The following is a 22,206-nucleotide window of genomic DNA, read 5'->3' as shown; positions in this document are numbered from 1 at the left end:
CAGTATTCAAGCTATTTTATTTAAAGTACCTTTGACTACTATTTTTTTACTCTTCTGCTGCTGAAGGAAGTTATTTACAAGCTCTATCACTTCAACATCCCAAACTATTTTCCGATGCCCGACGCCGCTAATTTTGATCATCTCCGCTGCGGGCCAGGTTTTATGTATTCTCTCTCCATGAAAAATCGGCACTTCATCGTCTTCAGTATCGTAAATCATTAAGAGCGGGGTATCTTCTGGGGTATACATTTTGCACTGCAACAACTCCTGCCAAGAGTACCCTATTTGATTGGCTATCTTGTCTTGGCATAGCTCTGCTGTTCCAGGGCTCACCTTCAGCATATTTTTCATAATTTCTATAATGGGCAGGGGAGCACTCGGTGAGCCAAGTATTGCGTAGCACTGGGCTTTAAGCCCAAACTCTCGCGCACGCATTGTCATCATTCCGCCCATCGAGTGACCGACGATGGCAAATATTTCCGAAAACTGGCTGGCTAGAGAGCAGATATCTTTCGCCATAATATCGAAATTACAAACCTTGCCCTCAGAGTGGCCATGAGCGGTAGCATCGATGGCTACCGCTTGGAAACCCTGATCGGCAATTGCCATTGCTAGGGTTGCCATTTTTGCGGCTTTGGCCTCCCAGCCGTGGCATAGAATCACTACGGGGCCCTCACCCCAGGACCAGGCTGTGTTTTCTGTGCCTAAAGCACCCCGGTAGGTAATCTTCTTGGCTTGGGCCAGCTGCGATCTCTCACGCTCGGAGTCAGCATAGCGTCTGGGTCGTGAAGACAGATACATTGCAATATTTGCCGATAACTTTGGGGATAGTCGCCCTGTGAGCTGCATTGCTCCCTGTATTATCTTAAGCATGTTATTAAATCTCTAGCCTGGTGTCTTATATGATCATTGATAGTGAGTTTTACTGCACATCAAGCAAAATACACTGATCAGGAATCGCTAAATACATATCAACGTAAAAACACAAAATAATACAGGGCAATTTCACTCAATAAATTAACCGATTCTACAATTATCCGCGCAATAGGAAACCAAACCCTTTTCTGGGCAATCTTTCTCAGAAAATAGGAATTTATTCCCAGCAGAAGCGTACAAAGTTATACCAATCAATTACTGCGCCTCAGCTCTTGCTATCTATAAACCCAGAACTCCAAGACATCTACACTAATAATCTAGCGATAGATTACAGTATTCCTGTAGCTATCAACCCTCCTACATATTTTCAGTCGTACTTCTGGAAAGTTGGGCATGAAAAGAATCAATCTGACATTAGTTTTTTGCACGGTACTATTGCTTACCGGTCAGTCGGTTGCGGACTATAAAAAGGGAGATTTTATCGTTCGCGTTGGCGCTGCTGCAGTCGATCCAAACGACGACTCTGGCAGACTTCGCTTAAATGGCACCCCCTTGGACTACACCCGGGTCTACGTGGATACAGGCTACTCCGCTAGCATCACGGGTACCTGGTTATTTGCAGACCATTGGGGACTGGAATTACTGGCAGCTGTACCTTTCCGGCACGATCTTGATGTGCGCGGTTTACCGGACCCGGATACCGGTGATCCACTGGGTCGGGTATCCCTGGGTGACATCAAGCACCTTCCCCCAACCCTCAGCGTACAGTGGTATCCGGTATGCACCGAGTCCTGGGTACAGCCATATATTGGTGTGGGAATTAACTACACCCATTTCTTCGATGAAGATATCAGCCGCACGGCACAAAACTACTTCGATACGGTCCTGGGTGCAGACTCAAGAGCATCCCTGAGCCTGAGCAATTCCTGGGGCCTGGCAGGGGAAGTGGGCATAGATATTGCCTTTGGACGAGAGAGCAACTGGCTGTTTAATGCGGCCATCTGGTACTTGAGCATCGATACCAAGGCCAAAATTCGCTTCCGCACAGAAGATAACGACTACGACCGCATCAATGTCGATGTGGATATCGACCCCTGGGTTTACTCGGTGGGCATCGGTTACCATTTCTGAACTAAGGCCCTATTGCACCTAATGATAAGATAGGCTCAACAACCATTCTATTTTTTCGAATGGTTTGGTCGAATTTAACCAATTTTCATTCTATCGATCCTCTGTAAACTGCCTATTACTCACAGCAGCGGCTACTGAGTAGCGCAAAATTCACAGTTTTAGGAGCGATACCATGAGCACATCTACTTTATCCACAAGCGCCAATATCGACGGCAGCTCCCTGTTTTCCGCAAGTGCTGACTTGGCTGGCCGTATCAGCTTGGCGGCGATCTTCCTGTTGGCGGGAATGAACAAGATCCAAAATTATGAGGGCAGTGCACAGTACCTAGCCTATGGCGGTCTGCCAGAATTTCTGCTGCCCCTTGTTATTCTGTTTGAAATAGGTGGTGCGCTCGCACTAGTCGCCGGCTTCCAGGTTCGCCTGACCGCCTTGGCGTTTGCTGGCTTTAGCTTAGTTACTGCTGCCTTGTTCCATAACAATCTGGGCGATCAGATGCAGTTTTTGATGTTCTTCAAAAACCTAGCGATTGCCGGCGGCTTTTTGGTAGTGGCAGCCCATGGCGCCGGGCGTTTCAGCTTGGATCACCGCAAAAGCACCAAGCAATAAATTCCTCTGGACCAGAAAATACCGATTGTGGAGTAAAAAATGGGACTGTTAGTCAATGGCCAGTGGCACGACCAGTGGTACGACACCGAGAATTCCGGTGGGAACTTCAAGCGCGAGGCGGCGCAACTGCGCAATTGGGTGACTGCTGATGGCAGTTCAGGTCCCAGCGGTGACAGCGGCTTTAAGGCGGAGTCTGGCCGCTATCACCTATATGTTTCACTGGCCTGCCCTTGGGCCCATCGCACCCTTATTTTCCGCAAGCTGAAGAAACTGGAAGAGCATATCGATGTTTCGGTAGTAAGCCCCGATATGCTCGATCAGGGATGGAGCTTTAACGTCGACGAAGGTAGCAGCGGGGACACTCTGTTTAGCTATCAGTTTATGCACCAAGTATACACTCGTAACAAGTCTGACTACTCGGGCCGGGTGACGGTACCAGTACTCTGGGATAAACAAAAAAACTGTATCGTTAGCAATGAGTCCTCTGAACTTATCCGCATGTTCAACAGCGCGTTTAATACCATTACCGGCGATACACAGGACTTTTTCCCCGAAGAGAAGCAGCAGGATATAGATACCATTAATCAACTGGTCTATGAGAACATAAACAATGGAGTTTATCGCTGCGGCTTTGCCACAACCCAGGAAGCCTACGAGAGTGCTTACTATAATTTATTCTCTGCTTTAGACCAGGTTGAGAAAATTTTAGGGGAACAGCGCTATCTGGTCGGAACAGAAATTACCGAGGCAGATTGGCGACTGTTCACTACCCTTATTCGCTTTGATGCTGTCTATCATGGACACTTCAAGTGCAACCGCCAGCGACTGGAGGACTTTCCTAATCTGCGTAACTATGTACGCGAGCTATACCAGTGGCCGAAAGTTGCTGAAACAGTAAATTTCCACCATATTAAACGTCATTACTACTTTAGCCATACATCGATCAACCCAACCCAGGTTGTACCTGTAGGGCCGGAAATCGATTACAACAACTCTCACAACCGCAGCTAAAAACCCTTGCCTATCCAGCCTGGGCCAGTCAGGATATTCAGGGCTGCCCCAGGCTCCTTAAACCTTGGAACAGCCCTTCGCAGCCTTCAAAGAGTACCCAGATGCAAAAAACCACTCTGGAACAGTGGCGAATGTTTAAAGCTGTCGCAGATGCCGGCGGCTTTAATCAGGCCTCTTCCCACGTTCACAAAAGCCAGTCCAGTATTCACAATGCAGTTAGCAATCTGGAAGCTGCACTCGGCGTAAAATTGTTTGAAGTCTCGGGTAGAAAAGTGGTAATTACTGAAGCCGGTAATTTAATGCTACGCCGGGGCCAATACCTGCTGGATGAAGTCTCACGTATTGAGGATATTGCCGGCTCCCTTAACCAGGGAGTGGAATCCGAGCTGCGTATTGCCGTAGATGGCGCCTTTCCCCAAAGTGTCGTTTTTCAGGCTCTGGAGAGAGTTTCCGCAATTTATCCACAAGTGAATATTGATATCGTTGATACCGTACTATCCGGCACTAATGAGTTGATTCAGGAGGGGCTGGTAGATCTGGGACTTTCCGCCTTCCGCATGAAGAATGCCCTCAACGATGAGATTTGTCGCATCGAATTTGTGGCTGTAGCCCATAAGAACCATCCACTACATCAGCTGGGATACGAGCTGAGCTATGAAGACTTGAAGTCCTATCGCCAGATTATTGTGCGGGACTCCGCACTGCAGACCAATAGGGATTCCGGCTGGCTGGGGGCAGAGCAACGCTGGAAAGTGGGCAGTTTACGGGCATCCGTGGATTTAATTGTACAGGGGCTGGGGTTCGCCTGGCTGCCACTGCCAATGGTCTCAAAGCTACTCGAGAATGGCACTCTAAATCGACTCCCCTTGAAAAATGGCGGAGTGCGCTCCAGCAGTTTTTACCTGAACTTTAAAGACCAGGATAAATTAGGCCCCGTGGCGAGGGAGTTTATTGGCGAGCTTCGATTACTCACTTTAGATATGCCCACTTCTGAGGAAGGCTGAGTATTCTATTGATACGAATGGTAAGATTCTTTTTACCCAATATTCCCTTATACCGCAAAAGACTATCATAGCCCTAACATTCTATTTACTGCACTAATAGGAGCTGGCTATGTATTACTTCAGACCGTCACATGAACGCGGTCAAGCCCGATTTGGCTGGCTGGACAGCAAGCACACCTTTTCATTTGGGCACTATTACGACCCAAAACACATGGGTTTTTCTGCACTGCGCGTTATCAACGATGATACAGTAAAAGCAGGGGCCGGATTTGACACCCATGGACATCGGGATATGGAAATTATTTCCTATATTCTTGAAGGTGCTATCGAACATCGGGATAGTGAAGGCAATCACTTTGTCGTTCCCGCTGGCGAAGTTCAGATAATGAGCGCCGGAACCGGAATTACCCATTCCGAGTTCAATCACTCGAAAACAAAAAAATTGAAGTTTCTTCAAATCTGGATTCAGCCAAATCAGAGGGGTATTCAACCTGTCTATGAGCAAAGGACAATAAACCAAACGAGCATGCTGACTCCATTGGTAACACCCAGTGGTCGAGATAATTCGTTAAAAATCCATCAGGATACCAGCCTATATCGTCTTCAAATAGAGCCTGGAGAGATTCTACAATTGGATACATTGCAGCGCCCTGGCTACCTACATATCATAGATGGAGACATCATTATTAAAAATAATCGCCAGTTAAGTGCCGGGGATGGTCTAGGCATATTTAAAGAAATAATAAGGCTAAAAGCAGCAACAGATGGAGCAACGGCATTATGGTTTGATTTGCCTATAGTCTAATATTCATAACCTCACTAGGCTACTGGCCCACAGAGTAGCCCCCCTGACAACACTAACTAATCAATACAAGAATTATTTGCTGTACCAAAATCATTATTTATCCACTGAAATCGCCCACAAGGAATAGTATTTTGATCACTCAAATCATCTCCAGAATTATCTCGCGCAGTACTATTAAAAATCAATCCACCTGACATAGAACTGGCTTCAGCTAGTATTCCATCAACACCATTATCATTGGCCGTAACACTATCTAAGGTAATATTATTAGCGGTTGTAATTACGAAACCCGATCCGGAGTTTGATAGAGCGCTACTTTGTTTAATATAATTATTATTTCCAGAAATCTCCACACCTGACTGTGTATTCTTTTCAAATGCAGAAAGTATAATCTGATTATTCGCGCCAGCCAGCCTAACCCCAACACCACCATTACCAATAGTAGAGGAACCAGAAATAACATTGTAAATAAAATTAGTATCAGAAATAACGGAAATACCAGAAAAATTATTAAGAACTACTGTTATAAATTCCAAATAGTGCCCCCCCACTCCCTCTACAGAAATGCCAACATCACAAGATTCAACACTTCCCGCGCCGAGAGAACTATCTGAAAGCGTCCTTCCTGACCCTAGTATTTGCACCCCTATCCCAGCCCCATTGCAGCTAATAGTATAACCATTTAAATCCAAAGATCCTGCATCAGTGATAGTAACAGCGGGACTTGTAGCACATGCAACAATAGATGCATCCAGAGTCTCTGGAGTAGTAACCGTGTCACCGCAGCTTACCGCGAAGGCGGCACCCGCCAGTGAAAAAGCTGAAACACCAGATATCGTTAAAAGCGTCAATCTTGCGAGGTTAGCACATTCAGTTTTCATATCATCTCATCCATTCATAATTAATTACTACAAAGCCTGTAATTTTCGAAGCTATTGATAGTGTGATAGAGAGTTAGGATTTATCTATGGGATCTCCTTCCCAATTAAACGTGAATTAAATGTCTCGGAAAGCGAATGAAAAATACGCCCCACACAAGATGATCATTCCTAGCGGTAGTATTCAGAATTCTGAATACTACCGCTAGGAGAACCACCAATGCTTGAAAAGTTGGTCTATTATGATATGCCATTTCCAGATCTCGGAATCGATTACTTTAAAAATGGCCAACTCATTATCCAAGACCAAGATCCCTCTAACTGCAATCTTAAACGCTACCCTTAAAAAAGGCGGCGTTCAGCCCTACAGCTTTTACCCGAATTTTAAATATCCCGACAAACAGGATTCTTTGAAATAGAGATTTTGGCGAGTTACGCTTGCTAACAAGTTATATAGATACTGCTGTCCCAATGTGACATAGAAATCAGCTTACTTTTATGTCTTGCAAAAATACCTAAATTTGCGTCAACCAAAATAAATACATCTACAGAGAATAGCAACCTCATAACCCTCCTATTGGATACACGAATCATTAGAGCTACCAAAGGTATTTGAAATCCATACATTATTCACACAGGCAGGATTATTTTGGTCCATAAGGTCCGTATTACCACTATCATTCACTTCATTTCCTGTAATAACATTACCATGCTGATCATCTGCCTCTAATAGAATTCCATTTGTTCCATTTTCATCCAATGAATTCCCAACAATTAGGTTATTATCTGCATCTAAAATAACAATTCCGTTATCATCATTAAGTTGATATTCATTTGAATTTATTACATTGCCATTTCCAGAAACTTCCATACCAGAAGAATTATTAGCGCTTATTTCTGCATTTATTACCTGGTTAAAGTCACCCAATACCCGAACACCCACACCGGAATTGAAACTTGAGAATAAATCCAAAACAACATTATTGTTACTTGTAAGTGCAACACCATAATTAGAATTACTCATGACACTTACATTTTGAATAAAATGCGCTCCAACCCCTTCAACGGAGACACCTGTTGCACAGTTCTCTATAAACCCTCCCCCCTCTGAGTTACTCAGAATCCTTCCAGCACCTTGCAGATTTACGCCCACCCCAGAACCATTACAGCTAATTGAGTAACCATTTAAATCCAATGATCCAGCATCAGTAATGGTGACCGCAGGGCTGACGGCGCATGACTCTATCGCCCCTTCCAAAATTTCCGGTACAGTTACAACATCCCCACAGCTCACAGCAGAAACACCACTGGACAGAAAAACAGCAGAAACTCCCACTGCAGCTAAGCATGCCAATTTCAACATATCTATTCTCCTATGCTATATTCCACGATTCTTCATTGTGCATAAATACTTACGATTCAATAACAGGAACAGTGTGAGGGGAATAGGGTATTTATCTATAGGATATTTTTCTTAATTATTAATCCAAGTTACTGGATAAAACTATAAGAATACAAATCCGCTGCCGCCTTTAGCATTAATCATCATACTCTTTCGAGATCCCGGTTTGACCTCTCAGGTTATTCACCTGATACGGACAATTAAGAGTAATTTGATCCTAAGCACTCTACCTCAGGAATAACACCTAAACTATTACCCTGGCAGTGAATCACTGCTGTATACAGGCATCGAGTCACCAGGGATAAAATAATGGGATCAGCAGGCGACATGGAAAGTCGCAGTGGCGATAAAAAAACGCCGGGAAGATGGATCTCCCTGCTTTCTCCGATTCCTCCGGCCATTGTCGCCTTATCACTACTTTTTCACCTGCCTGATATTTCCGCAGGTAGAGAGTTTTCCTTTGGCGTTAACTGGGTTCCAGAGCTGGGCGTATCCCTACGCTTCTATATTGATGGCCTCAGCTTTTTATTTGCCTTATTAATCAGCGGTATCGGCTTTTTTATCACCATTTACGCCGCTGCGTATTTACGCGGCAATCCACTATTGCGGCGTTTCTTCCTCTATCTCTATCTCTTTATGGTCGGAATGCTGGGTTTGGTATTGGCATCCGATCTCATTACTTTATTTGTGTTTTGGGAAGTGACGACGGTCGCAAGTTACCTCCTGATTGGCTTTAACCACTCCAGTGCTGTTGCACGACGCTCAGCTTTACAGGCTTTACTAGTGACCGCCTTAGGGGGGCTTTGCTTACTAACCGCTTTCCTATTAATGGGAGAGATTGTCGATAGCTATGATCTTGAAGAGTTGTTAATAAAAGGAGAACAAATTAAATCCAGTTCACTGTATCTTCCTATCTTGATACTGGTACTTATCGGAGCATTTTCAAAGTCGGCACAATTGCCCTTCCATTTTTGGTTACCCAATGCCATGGCGGCGCCAACACCTGTGAGCGCATATCTACATTCCGCCACTATGGTCAAAGCCGGTATTTACCTTCTTGCGCGCCTACATCCGGTACTGGCTCACACTGAATACTGGGAGTGGATTTTAACCTGCACCGGTATTGCCACTGCCGCAGTAGCGGCATTGGCCGCCCTGCGTCAAACAGACCTTAAACTGGCCCTCGCTTATACCACCGTTATTGCCCTCGGCACTATTACCATGTTTCTGGGTTCTGATGCTTCAGCTGCCGTCGCCGCTGCAATTACTTTCTTGCTGGTTCACTCTTTTTATAAAGCCGCACTGTTTATGGTGGTGGGCATTATCGATCGGCAAACAGGTACCCGGGATTTAACCAGGCTGCACGGTCTGGCAAAATTATTGCCCTTTGCTTTTATAGCTGCACTGGCTTCAGCCCTATCCATGGCAGGATTCCCGCCGTTCCTTGGATTTATTGGTAAAGAGCTTAAATATGAAGGTGCACTGGCGGTAGCTTCAGAGCCCGCACTGGTGGGCACAGCAGCAATTTTTGCCAATGCAGTAACGGTGACAGTAGCCGGCATGGTGGCCATCAAACCATTCTTTGGCCCTCCCCCCAAAGATGCCAGCCGCATACGCTGGGCACCCCCCGGTTTATGGATAAGCCCACTAGTTTTAAGCGCCTTCGGCCTCACATTTGGTTTGGCCCCGGACTTAGTCGGTGGCGGACTGGTGGAACCGGCACTGACAGCGATACTTGGCCTTCCGGAAACCATCGACCTGAAACTCTGGCACGGTATTAACATTCCGCTCCTGATGAGCATTCTTACTTTTGTGCTCGGGGTGATTATGTATGTCAATTTAAAACGTATGCGTGCCTGGCTAAACTGGGACTTTACCCATGCGCCAACTAGCGCCGATCTACTGTGGGATAAATCCTTAGAACTATTAAAAGCTTTTGCCGCACTGCAAACACGCATATTGCAAAATGGAATTATGCGTCGTTATCTCACAGTCATTTTTGTTACGCTCTCGATGGCCCTTTTTTATGCCTTTGTTCATACCGGCCACTTCTCACTGGAATACACTGCGCCACGACTTAATTTAAAAGAGTGGGCAGCCATACTGCTGACGGTAGGAGGTACGTTTACTGCGGGTTTTGCGCGTAAACCTCTGACTGCCATTTGCGCTCTCGGCGCTCTCGGTGTGGGTATCGCTCTAATTTATCTCTTCTTTGGTGCACCGGATGTGGCCATTACACAGATTCTGGTGGAAACACTCTACTTGGTATTAATTGCTGCGATTCTTCCACGCCTGCCCGTATTTACTCCCGGCAAGAAGGAAGGCTTTCGTCCCAGGGATGCATTGCTCGGTGCCACAGTTGGCCTTTTGTTTACCATTAGCATTCTGGTGGTTCTGCAAACCCCATTCGAGAGCCCAGTGAGTGAATTTTACAAGGAAGCTGCTGTACCCGAGGCTCATGGGCGCAATATCGTCAATGTCATTCTGGTGGACTTCCGGGCCCTGGATACTTTCGGGGAGATTATTGTGGTGTTTACCGCGGCTGTCGCTGCGGTGACCTTACTCGGTCATCATTTAAGACGGGGCAAGCAGTGAATTCTATTATCCTACAGACAGCGACCCGTGTGTTGGTAGCCCTGATCTTGGTCTTCTCCATTTATATGCTGTTGCGTGGACACAATTATCCCGGAGGCGGATTTATTGCTGGATTAATTGCCGCTTCTGCTTTTGCCTTATTTGCCATGGCTTGGGGTATGGAGGCGGCACAAAGTGCTCTGCGCATACCTCCAGGGACCCTCGCCGCCTGGGGAGTTGTCATCGCCGGATTATCTGGATTGATGGCTCTATTTTGGGGAGACGGTCCCTTTTCCGGACAGTGGTTTGCCATAGTAGGCAGCAAGGAAGATGGCGGAATCATTATCAGCAATCTTTTGTTTTTTGATATTGGGGTTTACCTGACAGTACTTGGAGCCGTTCTCACACTCATTTTTGCTTTGGAAGAGGCCAGTTGATATGGAGTCTCCCCTCGCCGTTGTCGTCGGTATTCTGATTGCTACCGGCGTATATTTGATGCTTGCCCGCCATCTCTTGCACTATCTATTTGGCTTGGTACTAATTAGCAATGCCGCCAACCTGGCAATTTTTATCGCCGGGCGGTTGACTCGCGCCTCACCACCCCTGGTACCCGAGGGCCAGGAAGCCCCACAAATTATCGTTGCCAACCCCCTACCCCAGGCCCTGATCCTAACTGCGATCGTAATTGGCTTCGGCCTGCTGGCCTTTGCCCTGGCCCTGATCGCCCAGGCTTACCGTGAGCTGGGTACATTGGATGTGGATAGCATGCGTATTGCCGAGCCTGTCAAACCCAAGAGGAAGAAGACTACTTGAGTTGGTTATTGGCCCTGCCATTCCTGATCCCTATCGCCACGGCGTTAATCACATTTCCCGCTCGAGGCCGTAGATACCTTTGCTCTGGTATTTCGATATTGGGGTGCCTTACCGCCCTTTGCATTAACCTTTATATTCTTGTCCTGGTAGAAAGCCAGGGCCCTCAAGCTGGGCAAATGGGAGACTGGCAAGCTCCCTTCGGAATCACATTGATCGCCGATCGGCTCAGCGCGGTAATGCTGTTGATCAGTGCCATCGTGGGTTTGTGTGTCTCTCTATTTGCCATTTCAGATATCAGTGAGAAACGGGTAAAACTTGGCTTTCACAGTTTCTTCCAACTGTTATTGGCCGGTGTTAGCGGTAGCTTTATCACCGGCGACCTATTTAATTTGTATGTGTGGTTTGAGGTGATGCTGATTGCCTCTTTCGCACTGCTGGTACTGGGGGGTGAAAAAATACAGCTGGACGGTGGCATCAAGTATGTAGCATTAAACCTAGTATCCACGCTGTTGATGCTGACCTCTATCGGGTTGCTTTATGGACTGACAGGCACCCTTAATATGGCGCAGCTGCATATTTCTCTGGTCGAGGTACAAAATCCCGTCGCGATTTCAACATTGGCAGTTATTTTTATCTGCGCTTTTGGAATTAAGGCGGCAATATTTCCACTCTTTTTTTGGTTGCCCGCTTCATACCATGTTCCACCGGTCGCTGTAACCGCTGTATTTGCCGGTCTTCTGACCAAAGTCGGCGTCTATGCGCTAATTCGCACCTTTACTTTAATATTTCCCAATGATTTGGAATTCACCCGGGATATTTTATTGGGAGCCGCATTACTCACCATGCTGACGGGTGTTTTGGGCGCAGCAGCACAGTACGAGTTCCGCAAGATACTTGCATTCCATATCATCAGCCAGATTGGATTCCTGGTATTGGGATTAGCACTGAACAGTCCTTTAGCATTGGCCGGATCTGTGTTCTACATGGTTCACAATATTGTGGCAAAGACAAATTTATTTCTGATTAGCGGTACTGCCCAGCGCCTTACTGGCAGTTATGAGCTCAATGAAATTGGTGGTTTATATCGCGCCAGCCCACTTCTCTCTACTTTCTTTTTTATCGCCGCATTTAGCTTGGCGGGGTTCCCACCATTATCTGGGTTCTGGGCAAAATTGCTATTAGTCAAAGCAAGCCTCGATCAGGCCGCCTATATCGTCGCTGCCGTCGCACTGATTACCGGGGCGCTCACCCTGTTTTCAATGAGTAAAATATGGGCAGAGGCATTCTGGAAGCCACACCCCCAGGAGCACTGCAAAAATTTATATAGCCTCAGCGGCGCAGAGCGCTTCCAGCGACTGTTGCCAGTCGCGTTATTGGCATTAATCACTTTGGCTTTGGGATTGGTTCCCGAGCCTTTTATCGAATACTCCCTGGGGGCTGCCGGAGAGTTATTGGAGCCTGATGATTACCTGAATGCCGTGTTACCAGGTACCACTCATTAACTTTGGAATGGATAAATAGAAATGCGTATTTTTCTATTAAATTTATTGCTCGCGATCAGTTGGTCGGCCCTGACCGGCAATGCTTCCATGGCAAATTTTTTCTTTGGTTTTCTGATCGGGTTTTTGGCACTGCGAGTCTCACCTATATTACCCGGGGCACAGACTTACTTTACCCGCTTGCCCCGTTTGGCTCATTTATTCTTTTTCTTTATCGAGGAGCTTGTTTTATCCAGCCTGCGTGCCGCCTACGAAGTCTTTTCGCCCCGCTTGCAAAGCCGGCCCCTGGTAGTACGACTACCCATGGAGAGGCTCGATAGAAACCAGATTTTTATTCTCACTAATTTAATTTCGCTGACACCGGGCACTATGGTATTGGATGTCACACCCAACAATGATGCCTTAATCGTACATACTATGTTTGTCAGTGATCCAGAAACCTTTCGCGAGGAGATTAGGGAGGGATTTGAGAAACGGGTTAAGGAGGCTGTTTCCTGATGTTTCTCACAATTATCGATATTCATTCGCCACTGGTCACAGTAGCAATCAATATTGCTTCCTTTCTATTGTTACTCGCCCTGGTGATGTGCTTCCTGCGTATCGCTTTGGGCCCCACCTTAGCAGACAGGGTTGTCGCCCTGGATGTTCTCAATATTTTGGCGGTAGCCTACTGTGCACTACTGGCAATCGCCTCGGGACAACCCGTGTATCTGGACGCTGCCATCGCCCTGGCCCTGGTCGCATTTTTAGTGAGTGTGGCCTTTGCCCGTTTTATTGAAAAAAGCGGCTCGCGCACAGTCACCCACAGCCATAGGGATCATGATGACATTTGATGAAATTTTTATCGCTTTGATAATTCTGGTGGGCAGTTTTTTTGGGTTCAGCGCCGCTTTGGGCTTGCTGCGAATGCCGGACTTTTACACTCGAATGAGTACATCGGGAAAAGGGGCTACGGTGTGTTGCGGATTATTGCTGGCGGGCGTAGCAATTCTTTTTAGCGACGCTCAGGTAACAGCCAGGGCCATAGCCGCTATTTTATTCTTATTACTTACAGTGCCAATTGGTGTCCATATGATTGCCCGGGCGGCTTATCGAGCCGGCACTCCCATGTGGCGGGGTACCGGCTACAAACTCAAGTTCAAGAACCCGATGCGCAATATTCAGTAAGCACTAAATCTTTTCGCCGTAAAGTTCTTCAATCATACTTTCGCTGCGCTGACGCAGGTGCTCCATATCCGGGTCCTGTAAAATGACATGACCCATTTTGCGCCCAGGGCGAAGTGCTTTGCCGTACAGCCAAACACCATCGTTATCCTGCTTCGGAGCTACATCAACCCCCAACATATTGACCATCGCAACCGGCACCGGGCAGGCAGTATCGCCCAGGGGCATATCCAGTATCGCGCGGATATGATTGGCAAATTGGCTGGCCTCAGGGCCGACAAAGGTCCAATGACCGCTGTTGTGAACTCGCGGTGCCACTTCGTTGACAATCAGGCCGCTCTCACTGACAAAACACTCAACGGCCAATACACCCACATAGTCCCAGTCCTTCAGCAGGGTCGCCAGGTAACCCTCTGCGGCCTTGAGCAGCTCCGGGTTGTCGTAGGGAGCGGTGGACAGCAGTAAGGTGCCGTTGCGGTGGCGGTTTTCCGTCAGCGGATAAGCTTTGATTTCACCGGATGCCGAACGAGCACCGATAATGGAGACTTCACAGGCGAAATTCACCCCAGCCTCAACCACACACTCCTGATCACCAGCTTGGGGAATGGCAGCATCCAAGTCTGCAGCACTCTTCACACACCATTGGTTCTTGCCGTCGTAGCCATTTTCACAGCTCTTAATAAACGCCGGATATCCCAGTTGGTCGACCGCTTCCCGCAGCTCTTTTTCACCCTGTGCTGCTGCGAAAGGTGCAACAGGCAGTCCAGCGTCTGTGAGTGCTCGCTTCTCACGCAAGCGGTGCTGGGCCTTCTCTGTAATATGCGGGTCCGGATATACCGGACAGAAGGGCTGAAATGAGCGCAGCAAGTCCACACTCACTTGCTCTCTCTCACTGGTGATCACTTCCGGGCGTCCCAATGCCTGATACAAGGCCTCAGGGTCCTGTCCCGGTTCCATCTCCACGATAGTCCCCAGTCCCTTCACACAGTCGGTATTTTCACCGGTCTCAGCCAGGAAACTGAACTCCACTCCGAGGGGCTGCCCCTCTTGAGCCATCATCTGTGCCAACTGCCCACAGCCAATAATGGCAACTCGTCTCTTACTCACAACGATCTCCTATCACTCAACCGTGATCGGGACTTGCTCGGTCTGACGCTCACGCCAGGCGATCAGGCGCTTCTGCAATTCCGCATCAGCCAAAGACAACATCTGCGCAGCCATCAAACCTGCATTGTAGGCACCGGAAGCACCGACCGCCTGGGTTGCTACCGCCACACCGCGAGGCATCTGCACAATGGATAACAAGCTGTCCATACCCGTCATAAAACGGCTCTCAACCGGCACTGCGATCACAGGCAGGGGAGTCAAAGCAGCGATCATACCCGGCAGGTGGGCGGAGCCGCCGGCGCCGGCAATAATCACCTCGGTACCGGATTCGTGGGCACGGCTGGCAAATTCAACCATGCGCTGGGGAGTTCTGTGGGCCGAAACCACAGCAGTAGCAAAGGGAACTTCGAGCTCTTCCAGAGGCTTAGTCGCGTTGCTCATGGTGGCCCAATCTGAGCGGGAACCCATTACGATAGTGACTTTTTCAAAGGGAATCGGCTTCACTTGCGATTAACTCCAATATTGAACGAGCGCCAGATAGACGGGAATCGCCACCAGCACATTGAAAGGAAAGGTAACTGCCAGGGACAAAGTGATGGACACACTAGCATTGGCCTGCGGCAGGGCAACGGACATAGCCGCAGGCACAGCGATATAAGAGGCACTGCTACCGAGCACCGCGAGCAGAAAGATACCACCAGGCGACAAACCCAACAAACTCCCCAAGATACCGCCAGCGGCACCTCCAATCAGCGGCATAAAAATGCCGAAGCTGAGCAGGAAAGCCCCCTGCCCTCTTACATCGGCCAACCGCGCCGCAGCGACACGCCCCATTTCCAGCAGAAAGAGCGCCAATATGCCATGAAACAGGGTCCCAAACAAAGGCATTACTGAAGCGGTGCGCTCTCCAGCCCAGGCTCCGATAACGATTCCCCCCAGGAGCAACAGTACTCCCTGGTTGCAGGTGACCTCGTGAAACACCCGGCGCTTGCTCAAACTGCCCATCGATTGCCGCGCCAACAGCATGCCGACAATGATTGCCGGGACTTCAAGAAGTGCTACAAACAGAGGGAAATACGCTTCGTATTCAATATTCTGTGACTGTAGCAGGGCCACAGCCACCGCGTAGGTGGCAACACTGACAGACCCATAGTGCGCCGCCGTTGCCGCCGCATCCACACGTGACCACTTGCCAATCCAGCGCAAGATAGGGAAAGCCACCAGAGGTAACAGAGCACCAAAAACCACCACCGCCAGGGACTGGGGAACCAGGGTGGCAGCGGAATACGCACTTAAAGCAGCACCACCTTTTAGGCCGATGGCGATTAGCAGGAAGATAACGCAGCTCTGGTAAAGACCTTTGGGTAAACGCAGGTCACTGCGAACCAGCTGGGCAAAGGCGCCCAGCAGAAAGAAACCAACAACAATATCCAACTGCATCTCTATCGCTGTCCCCGGCGCTGTCTGGAGCGATTATTGGAGATCCGTATGCGTTTCGGAGTTTGCTGCGCCATCAGCCAGTAAATAGCATTGGCCAGAACCACCATTAGGCCCACAGCCATCAAGGGAACCCCTTTCATACCGGCAAGGTTTATTGACAAGCCTGTGCATAAAACTAACAAGCCGACAACCACGCCAAAGAAGAGTTGTGATCTCTGCATTGATAATGCCCCCACTGGTTATTGAAATTGACGCATTATCGGAATTGCTATTGATAGATAAAAATAGATATTTATTATGTAAACTATAAACCAAAACCTATACAGGTGATTTTGTGCCCCTAACTCGTGCCCATGCCCGCATTGGAACCGTTCGACAATTGGAGATCCTGCTCTGTGTCTACGAGTTGGGCAATATCAGCGCCGCTGCCAGAAAACTGCACCTGACCCAGCCAAGCGTATCGATGCAGCTGGCCAAACTTTCCGATGCGGTGGGTCTACCTCTGTATTACTCGGTGGGCAGGCAACTGCAATTTACGGAGGCCGGGCAAGCCCTGGTAGAAAGTGCCAGGGAGATCCTGAAGAGTTACGAGTATCTGGACCTGAAACTGGCCCAATTGCGAGGGTTGGATACCGGCAGCCTACAGCTGGCAGTAGTGACCACCGCCAAATACTTTATCCCTCACCTGATCGGGGAGTTTTATCAGCAGCATCCGCGACTGGATATCCACTTCAGGGTGGGCAATCGCCAACAGATTATTGATTACACTGGTGAGGATGAAGATGATTTCTACGTTTTCAGCCACCCCCCAAAAAGCCAAGACCTGGAGCTGGTGGAGTTTCTACCCAACCGCTTACTGGCGATAGCACCGGAAAACCACCCACTGGCCACCCGCAAGAAAATCTCCCTGCAAGAATTTGCAGACTGCCAGTTCCTGCATCGGGAAGAAGGCTCAGGTACACGCCATGCCATTGAACAGTTCCTGCGCAAACGCAATGTAGACCTCAAGCTCCGTATGACCATTGAGAGCAATGAGGCCATTAAGCATGCGGTTATGTCCGGCCTGGGGGTCTCAATATTATCGGAACATACCCTGGCATTTGGCGGGCGTGCAGGTTTATCGATTCTCGATGTCGAAGAGCTTCCTATTGTCACCCACTGGTATTTGGCTCGACGCAAATCACGTCCGCTATCACCAGCAGCACAGAAGTTCCTGGAGTACGCCCGCAATCTGGAAAAAGTGCCCCTGGGTAATCTCCCGTAGCCCAGCCTTATCATTGGAAAAGAGGGAAAGAATACACTGCACCCAAGACTCACAGTGGAAATTTCCCTGTAAACCCGAATAGACACCTATACCCCCAAAGGCACCAAGCGCATTATTCTTTCTCTCCTTATAAATTCCCTTCTCCCTGTAAACCGGGCTAGATAATTTAGGCCTCAAATTTTGAAAAATTCCCTGCGGCCTTTTTCAGTCCTGCTACTTTTTGGGGTACTTGGCCCATGCACTGCCAATAATTATCAACCAAAGCCACCTATGGCAGATAAGCTGTTTTGCCTGTGTCCGGATTTTCAGAGATGGATATCGAGATGACCGCAAAAGGAATTAATAAAGGAATTATTACTCTACTTTTCACTCTCTCAGCACTATCGACCCATGCCCAGGATGATTGGCGTGATATCGAATGGGGTGAATTTATTGTTCGTTTTGGCCTGACTTATGTCCAGCCAAACGATGAGGGCACAGCGCTTAAATACAGAGTTTTACAGCAATGGGATTTATACAACAGCAGTTGGCAAATCGACTCGACCCATGCATGGCAAATATCGGGAGTGTGGCGGCCCAGCGATCGCTGGGGCATAGAATTAATGCATATTAATGGCGCCAGCTATGGTACAAAACTGGATAATTTCACCGGCAACCCTGGGCGAAACCAAATCCAGCTCGGCGACTTTAGCACTACAACGACAATGGTTTTCGGCAACTGGTACTTCTTAGATCCATCCTATCGCGCTCGCCCCTATATCGGTGCAGGAATCAATTACACCAATTTCCACACCGTTGAAATCAGCCGCCAGTTTAACGAATACCTGATAGATTCAGAGCTCTCGGTCGCACCGGGATCATTTAATATGGGGCACTCGTGGGATTGGGGGCTGCAAGCCGGCCTGGATTATATCTTTGATTTCCGCGACTGGAGATATCCTCTACTACTTAACGCATCCGCGATTTATTACCTGGCAGACACCGATGCCACTATCGACTTCCCAACTGAATTGGGCAGGGATCGCCTCTATGCCCATTTTGACTACAACCCCTGGATCATAAATTTCGGGGTGGGTATTAAATTTTAGTTATCGGAGAAATTTCATACAGTTGGGCGACAGCGAATACTCTTAAAATTTGAAGTTAAGTCATACTCGAGCTGCGTTGTCCCCAACTATAACTTCGCCGCTAAAAACTTAATCGATATTACAACTATCTGGCACAATATAAAGGAATAACTGTGTCTCCCCAAAAAACTGGTTTCCAGCTTTCTTCTGTAGGATTCGTAAAAATATTCCTACTCATTATGACGGTTTCTGCACTGCTTATTTTTAGCCGCCACTCTCTAGCACAATGTACCCCCGGCAATAGTGGCACCACTGCCGCAGATGAAATCACCTGTGACGAAGACAATGACCCCGATGGTGCGGACATAGAAACTTATGCCGGCAACGATACCATCATTCTTAACGGTGGAACGGCGGAAAATGTACTTGCGGGAGAGGGAGATGACGAAATTACTATCACGGGAGGAATTGTTACCTTATTTGCCGACGGTGGCGCTGGCAACGATACGATAACTCTCGACGAGCGATCCAGTGATGTAGGGAATTATCTCGGGGGAGGAGGCATTCATGGAGGCGATGGAGATGACACCCTGATTCTACTCGATGGGCTGTCCTTTCACGTCTGGGGAGGAGAAGGAAACGATACCATCACCTTGGATGGAGGGTTCATTTTTAACTACCTGGATGGCGGAAACGGCGATGACTATATCTATTGGGATGAGGGCATCAGTAACGAAATTCGAGGCGGCTCCGGATCAGACACCCTACTGATAGATTCACACTCTTTCGATGGAGACGTCATACTGGATGGTGGTGATGATCTCAGTGCAAATGATGGTGAAGTCGACAATTTAATATTTAAATTGGATTACTCCGTTGACGGGACTCTTCTAAACAATTGGGAAAGAGTGGTTATCTGGGGTAGCTCCAAAATGACATTCACTGGGAGTTTAGCTGTCGGAGGAGGTCTCGATTCGGAAGGAAATTCCCTCGGCCTGGATATTCGCTGGGGTGGACAGGCATTTTTTGATAGCGACAGTTATGTAATTTCAGGAGATGTATCCAATAGTGGAACCATTGATCTATCCAACAATAGGTTCAACACCCTCACCATAGCCAAAGACGATAATGGAAATTATGGGCAATACCGCTCTAATAATGGGCGCCTATGGGTAGACGCCGTCCTTGAAGATGATTTTTCACAGAGCGATCAACTAATTGTGGAAGGAGACAGCTCTGGCACCACCACTATCTCTGTCTTTAACCGCTCAGGTAAAGGAAAGCGGACAGAGGGCAATGGTATTAAGGTGGTTTCCGTCAAAGGCGAATCAAATGCACAATTCACTCTGGCAGGAGACTTTGTCAGTAAAGATGATCAGCAGGCAGTGATAGGTGGAGCCTATGCTTACACATTGCACCAGAACGGCGCAGGAGGAAGTGATGATGGCAGCTGGTATTTGCGTTCAACTGTGGATAACTCTTCAGTATTTCCTGAAGGCGGAATGATCCGCTGGCAACCTACTGCAGTACTCTACGAAGCCCTCCCGCAAATTCTCAGAACACTCAACATTCCCTCTTCACTGCGCAGCCGCCTGGGCAATCGCTATTGGGTAGGTACAAGCTATTTGGACTTGGCCAGTAGCGAGTATAGCGATGCACAAGAGCAGGCAATTGATAATCGTGGACTTTGGATCAGGAACTCTGCCCGACATATTACCCTTGATCCCAGTGAGTCCAGTACCCGTGCAAACTGGAAACAGACTTACTATCAAGTACAATTGGGCTTTGATTTACCAATACAAGTCTCCGTATTTGGAAGCCAACTTATTGGCAGCGCCGCTTTGCACTACGGCGATTCAAATAACGATGTGAGTTCATTTTTTGGTGATGGCTCAATCGATGCGAGTAACTACGGCGTCAGCGCATTTGTCACCTGGTATGGATTGGATGGCATTTTTATTGATAGTCAACTTAAGCTAAATTGGTTTGACTTTGAAATGGATGCCAAATCACTGCGCGAACTCAATAATAGCGATGAAGCATTTGGTTATGCCTTGTCTATCGAGGGTGGAAAGAGTTTTAAACTGCATGATTACTATTCCTGGACACCCCATGCGCAATTGATTTACACCTCGGAGGAAGCCAACAACTTGCAGGATATCTATGCCGTACAAGCCACAGATATCAATAACAATGGCTTCCTCTTACGCTTGGGAACCATCTTTGAAAAGCGCAAGAGCCAACGTAAGAGTAGTCGCAATATGTATGGCTCAATTCCCCTGGAAAGGTTCTCTCTGTTCGCAACTCCGAGCCTTATTTACAATATCGACCAGAGAACTAATTTACTCGTATCGGAAACCCGACTCAGTCAAAAACCTGATACCTGGTACGGTGAATTGCGCTTGGGCGCAAGCTACGATGAGTGCGGTGATCACTGCTCTATCTATTCAGAAATTTATTACAGCAGCAGTTTGGAAAACCTGGGGAATAGTTTTTCCGGAGGCCTGGAATTAGGATTTCGTTATAAGTGGTAGCAATTTGAGATTAAACTGAAAGCCAAATATCAACCTTAGAGTGCGACAGCTACATTACCTCTAGAATAAGCAGCGCCTATTCACTCTAACAGTAACTGAGATAAATTATATTCAGAGAATACTCTGCGTATTTTCTTATCGTTACCACACTTTCCCTTTAAATTCTGTTTCTTCAAGCCGCTAGCCTGACACCCAGGGATTGTTAAAAACCTATCCCTCCAGAAACGAACATCTGGCACTCTTGCACAACGGACTCCTTGCCTCATACTCATGGCTTTAAGCCAGATATCATCCGCATTAGGACATAACTCCAAAAACTTATCTTTATTCAGAACATCGGGATGTAAAGAGCCGGGATAATATAAAACACCCCCAACTCCAGTAGGAAAAACGCGATAAGAAGGTTTGATATTCATATTGCACTTCCAAGTTTCCCGCGTTGTCCTCCATTTATTGTAAGGCAATATATTGCCTTTCTTATCAGTACCTATCCTGTGAGCTCGATGACAGAAAATATGTGACGGGAACTTTAAATATGACTGATACAGCATATCGATGGTATCCATCGGGTAGAGGATATCGTCATCCACCGTGATTATCAGGCTATCAGGAAATTTTTGAAGCGCGTAATAATACTTTGTGTAAGGCCCTAGATCTTCATCAACAAATTCAATTCTCAATCCACGATCCACCTGCCTCATTAAAATATTGGGCAACATATAATCTGGAAATTCTTTGGCCGATAGCCAAAGTACAATTAAATCAGCCTTAAGCGACTGCTGAAATAAACTCTCGATACACAAATGGATATCATGGATTCGCTTTCCATAGCTAGTCAGAGAAACAACAATACTGTGTTTAGCCGCATTACCTACCCCAGAATCATTACCACTGAGGGTCGACTGCTCCAATATTCTCTTCCAGACCAGAGCATCTAATTTTAGATTGTTGTTGATTGTATTTTTCTTGCTGCGCTTCGCCGTAAAACCCTTGAACATATTGACTTTACAATCTGGGGTTGAGACAACTC

The 22,206-nt window shown here is 47.5% G+C and carries 23 protein-coding genes; 15 read left to right on the top strand and 8 right to left on the bottom strand.

From position 1 onward, the window contains the following. Window positions 1-6: 6 nt before the first annotated feature. Complete coding sequence (locus ACYX4J_RS02505) at window positions 7-873, bottom strand: alpha/beta hydrolase (protein ID WP_476177807.1); 867 nt, start codon at window positions 871-873, stop codon at window positions 7-9. A 396-nt stretch (window positions 874-1,269) separates the two neighbouring features. Here ACYX4J_RS02505 and ACYX4J_RS02500 point away from each other — a divergent pair, with 396 nt between their 5' ends. The 5 genes from ACYX4J_RS02500 (at window position 1,270) to ACYX4J_RS02480 (ending at window position 5,434) form a co-directional block, all read left to right on the top strand. After that, the gene (locus ACYX4J_RS02500; protein WP_476177806.1) at window positions 1,270-2,007 is read left to right on the top strand and encodes an OmpW/AlkL family protein; all 738 of its coding nucleotides are present in this window, start codon (window positions 1,270-1,272) and stop codon (window positions 2,005-2,007) included. A gap of 172 nt (window positions 2,008-2,179) precedes the next feature. Next, window positions 2,180-2,614, top strand: coding sequence for a DoxX family protein (locus ACYX4J_RS02495; RefSeq protein WP_444896104.1), 435 nt, complete (start codon window positions 2,180-2,182; stop codon window positions 2,612-2,614). A 39-nt stretch (window positions 2,615-2,653) separates the two neighbouring features. Beyond that, entirely contained in the window at window positions 2,654-3,625 is a 972-nt protein-coding gene (locus ACYX4J_RS02490; RefSeq protein ID WP_476177805.1) for a glutathione S-transferase family protein, read from the top strand. A gap of 101 nt (window positions 3,626-3,726) precedes the next feature. Then, window positions 3,727-4,629, top strand: coding sequence for a LysR family transcriptional regulator (locus ACYX4J_RS02485; protein WP_476177804.1), 903 nt, complete (start codon window positions 3,727-3,729; stop codon window positions 4,627-4,629). Window positions 4,630-4,738: 109 nt separating this feature from the next. After that, window positions 4,739-5,434, top strand: coding sequence for a pirin family protein (locus tag ACYX4J_RS02480; RefSeq protein WP_444896101.1), 696 nt, complete (start codon window positions 4,739-4,741; stop codon window positions 5,432-5,434). Between the two features lie 56 nt (window positions 5,435-5,490). Here ACYX4J_RS02480 and ACYX4J_RS02475 read toward each other — a convergent pair whose 3' ends face one another. Together ACYX4J_RS02475 and ACYX4J_RS02470 are read right to left on the bottom strand one after the other, a co-directional pair. Continuing rightward, window positions 5,491-6,315, bottom strand: a complete 825-nt coding sequence (locus ACYX4J_RS02475) for a right-handed parallel beta-helix repeat-containing protein (protein ID WP_476177803.1) — start codon at window positions 6,313-6,315, stop codon at window positions 5,491-5,493. A 571-nt stretch (window positions 6,316-6,886) separates the two neighbouring features. After that, window positions 6,887-7,675: a right-handed parallel beta-helix repeat-containing protein gene (locus ACYX4J_RS02470; RefSeq protein WP_476177802.1), complete on the bottom strand. Its 789-nt coding sequence runs from the start codon at window positions 7,673-7,675 to the stop codon at window positions 6,887-6,889. A 348-nt stretch (window positions 7,676-8,023) separates the two neighbouring features. Here ACYX4J_RS02470 and mbhE point away from each other — a divergent pair, with 348 nt between their 5' ends. The 7 genes from mbhE to mnhG are packed head-to-tail and all read left to right on the top strand — an operon-like array spanning window position 8,024 to window position 13,767. Then, a complete protein-coding gene (mbhE, locus tag ACYX4J_RS02465; RefSeq protein WP_476177801.1) occupies window positions 8,024-10,309 on the top strand; it encodes a hydrogen gas-evolving membrane-bound hydrogenase subunit E in 2,286 nt (761 codons plus the stop codon). Further along, on the top strand, window positions 10,306-10,725 hold the full coding sequence (locus tag ACYX4J_RS02460) for a Na+/H+ antiporter subunit B (protein ID WP_444915528.1): 420 nt from the start codon (window positions 10,306-10,308) through the stop codon (window positions 10,723-10,725). The genes mbhE and ACYX4J_RS02460 overlap by 4 nt, the downstream gene beginning before the upstream one ends. Window position 10,726: 1 nt before the next feature. Continuing rightward, the gene (locus ACYX4J_RS02455; RefSeq protein WP_444907269.1) at window positions 10,727-11,101 is read left to right on the top strand and encodes a Na+/H+ antiporter subunit C; all 375 of its coding nucleotides are present in this window, start codon (window positions 10,727-10,729) and stop codon (window positions 11,099-11,101) included. Next, complete coding sequence (locus ACYX4J_RS02450; protein WP_445361126.1) at window positions 11,098-12,603, top strand: Na+/H+ antiporter subunit D; 1,506 nt, start codon at window positions 11,098-11,100, stop codon at window positions 12,601-12,603. Before ACYX4J_RS02455 ends, ACYX4J_RS02450 begins: the two co-directional genes overlap by 4 nt. 21 nt (window positions 12,604-12,624) lie before the next feature. After that, window positions 12,625-13,098 carry a Na+/H+ antiporter subunit E gene (locus ACYX4J_RS02445; protein WP_413663317.1) on the top strand — a complete coding sequence of 158 codons (474 nt, stop codon included), beginning with the start codon at window positions 12,625-12,627 and terminating at the stop codon, window positions 13,096-13,098. Then, complete coding sequence (locus ACYX4J_RS02440; RefSeq protein WP_413663318.1) at window positions 13,098-13,433, top strand: cation:proton antiporter; 336 nt, start codon at window positions 13,098-13,100, stop codon at window positions 13,431-13,433. The genes ACYX4J_RS02445 and ACYX4J_RS02440 overlap by 1 nt, the downstream gene beginning before the upstream one ends. Further along, entirely contained in the window at window positions 13,423-13,767 is a 345-nt protein-coding gene (mnhG, locus tag ACYX4J_RS02435) for a monovalent cation/H(+) antiporter subunit G (RefSeq protein WP_413663319.1), read from the top strand. Before ACYX4J_RS02440 ends, mnhG begins: the two co-directional genes overlap by 11 nt. 3 nt (window positions 13,768-13,770) lie before the next feature. On the opposite strand, the gene ACYX4J_RS02430 is transcribed toward mnhG, so the two are convergent. The 4 genes from ACYX4J_RS02430 to ACYX4J_RS02415 are packed head-to-tail and all read right to left on the bottom strand — an operon-like array spanning window position 13,771 to window position 16,532. Next, window positions 13,771-14,871 carry a 5-(carboxyamino)imidazole ribonucleotide synthase gene (locus tag ACYX4J_RS02430; protein ID WP_444896095.1) on the bottom strand — a complete coding sequence of 367 codons (1,101 nt, stop codon included), beginning with the start codon at window positions 14,869-14,871 and terminating at the stop codon, window positions 13,771-13,773. Between the two features lie 12 nt (window positions 14,872-14,883). After that, window positions 14,884-15,375, bottom strand: coding sequence for a 5-(carboxyamino)imidazole ribonucleotide mutase (gene purE / locus ACYX4J_RS02425; RefSeq protein WP_282931253.1), 492 nt, complete (start codon window positions 15,373-15,375; stop codon window positions 14,884-14,886). A gap of 6 nt (window positions 15,376-15,381) precedes the next feature. Continuing rightward, a complete protein-coding gene (locus ACYX4J_RS02420) occupies window positions 15,382-16,311 on the bottom strand; it encodes a sodium-dependent bicarbonate transport family permease (protein WP_476177800.1) in 930 nt (309 codons plus the stop codon). Between the two features lie 2 nt (window positions 16,312-16,313). Beyond that, a complete protein-coding gene (locus tag ACYX4J_RS02415; protein WP_476177799.1) occupies window positions 16,314-16,532 on the bottom strand; it encodes a hypothetical protein in 219 nt (72 codons plus the stop codon). A 113-nt stretch (window positions 16,533-16,645) separates the two neighbouring features. Between ACYX4J_RS02415 and ACYX4J_RS02410 the strand changes: the two genes are divergently transcribed. From ACYX4J_RS02410 to ACYX4J_RS02400, 3 genes are all read left to right on the top strand, one after another. Continuing rightward, complete coding sequence (locus ACYX4J_RS02410; RefSeq protein WP_476177798.1) at window positions 16,646-17,575, top strand: LysR family transcriptional regulator; 930 nt, start codon at window positions 16,646-16,648, stop codon at window positions 17,573-17,575. Window positions 17,576-17,868: 293 nt separating this feature from the next. After that, window positions 17,869-18,663, top strand: coding sequence for an OmpW/AlkL family protein (locus ACYX4J_RS02405; protein ID WP_444896092.1), 795 nt, complete (start codon window positions 17,869-17,871; stop codon window positions 18,661-18,663). Window positions 18,664-18,815: 152 nt separating this feature from the next. Next, entirely contained in the window at window positions 18,816-21,176 is a 2,361-nt protein-coding gene (locus ACYX4J_RS02400) for an autotransporter family protein (RefSeq protein ID WP_476177797.1), read from the top strand. 80 nt (window positions 21,177-21,256) lie between these two features. On the opposite strand, the gene ACYX4J_RS02395 is transcribed toward ACYX4J_RS02400, so the two are convergent. Continuing rightward, on the bottom strand, window positions 21,257-22,174 hold the full coding sequence (locus tag ACYX4J_RS02395; protein ID WP_476177796.1) for a glycosyltransferase family A protein: 918 nt from the start codon (window positions 22,172-22,174) through the stop codon (window positions 21,257-21,259). Window positions 22,175-22,206 lie beyond the last annotated feature (32 nt).

This window comes from Microbulbifer sp. ABM4_008, from assembly GCF_056311705.1.
The sequence above is the reverse complement of the archived record's forward strand: the minus strand, read 5'-3'. Positions and strand labels throughout refer to the sequence as shown.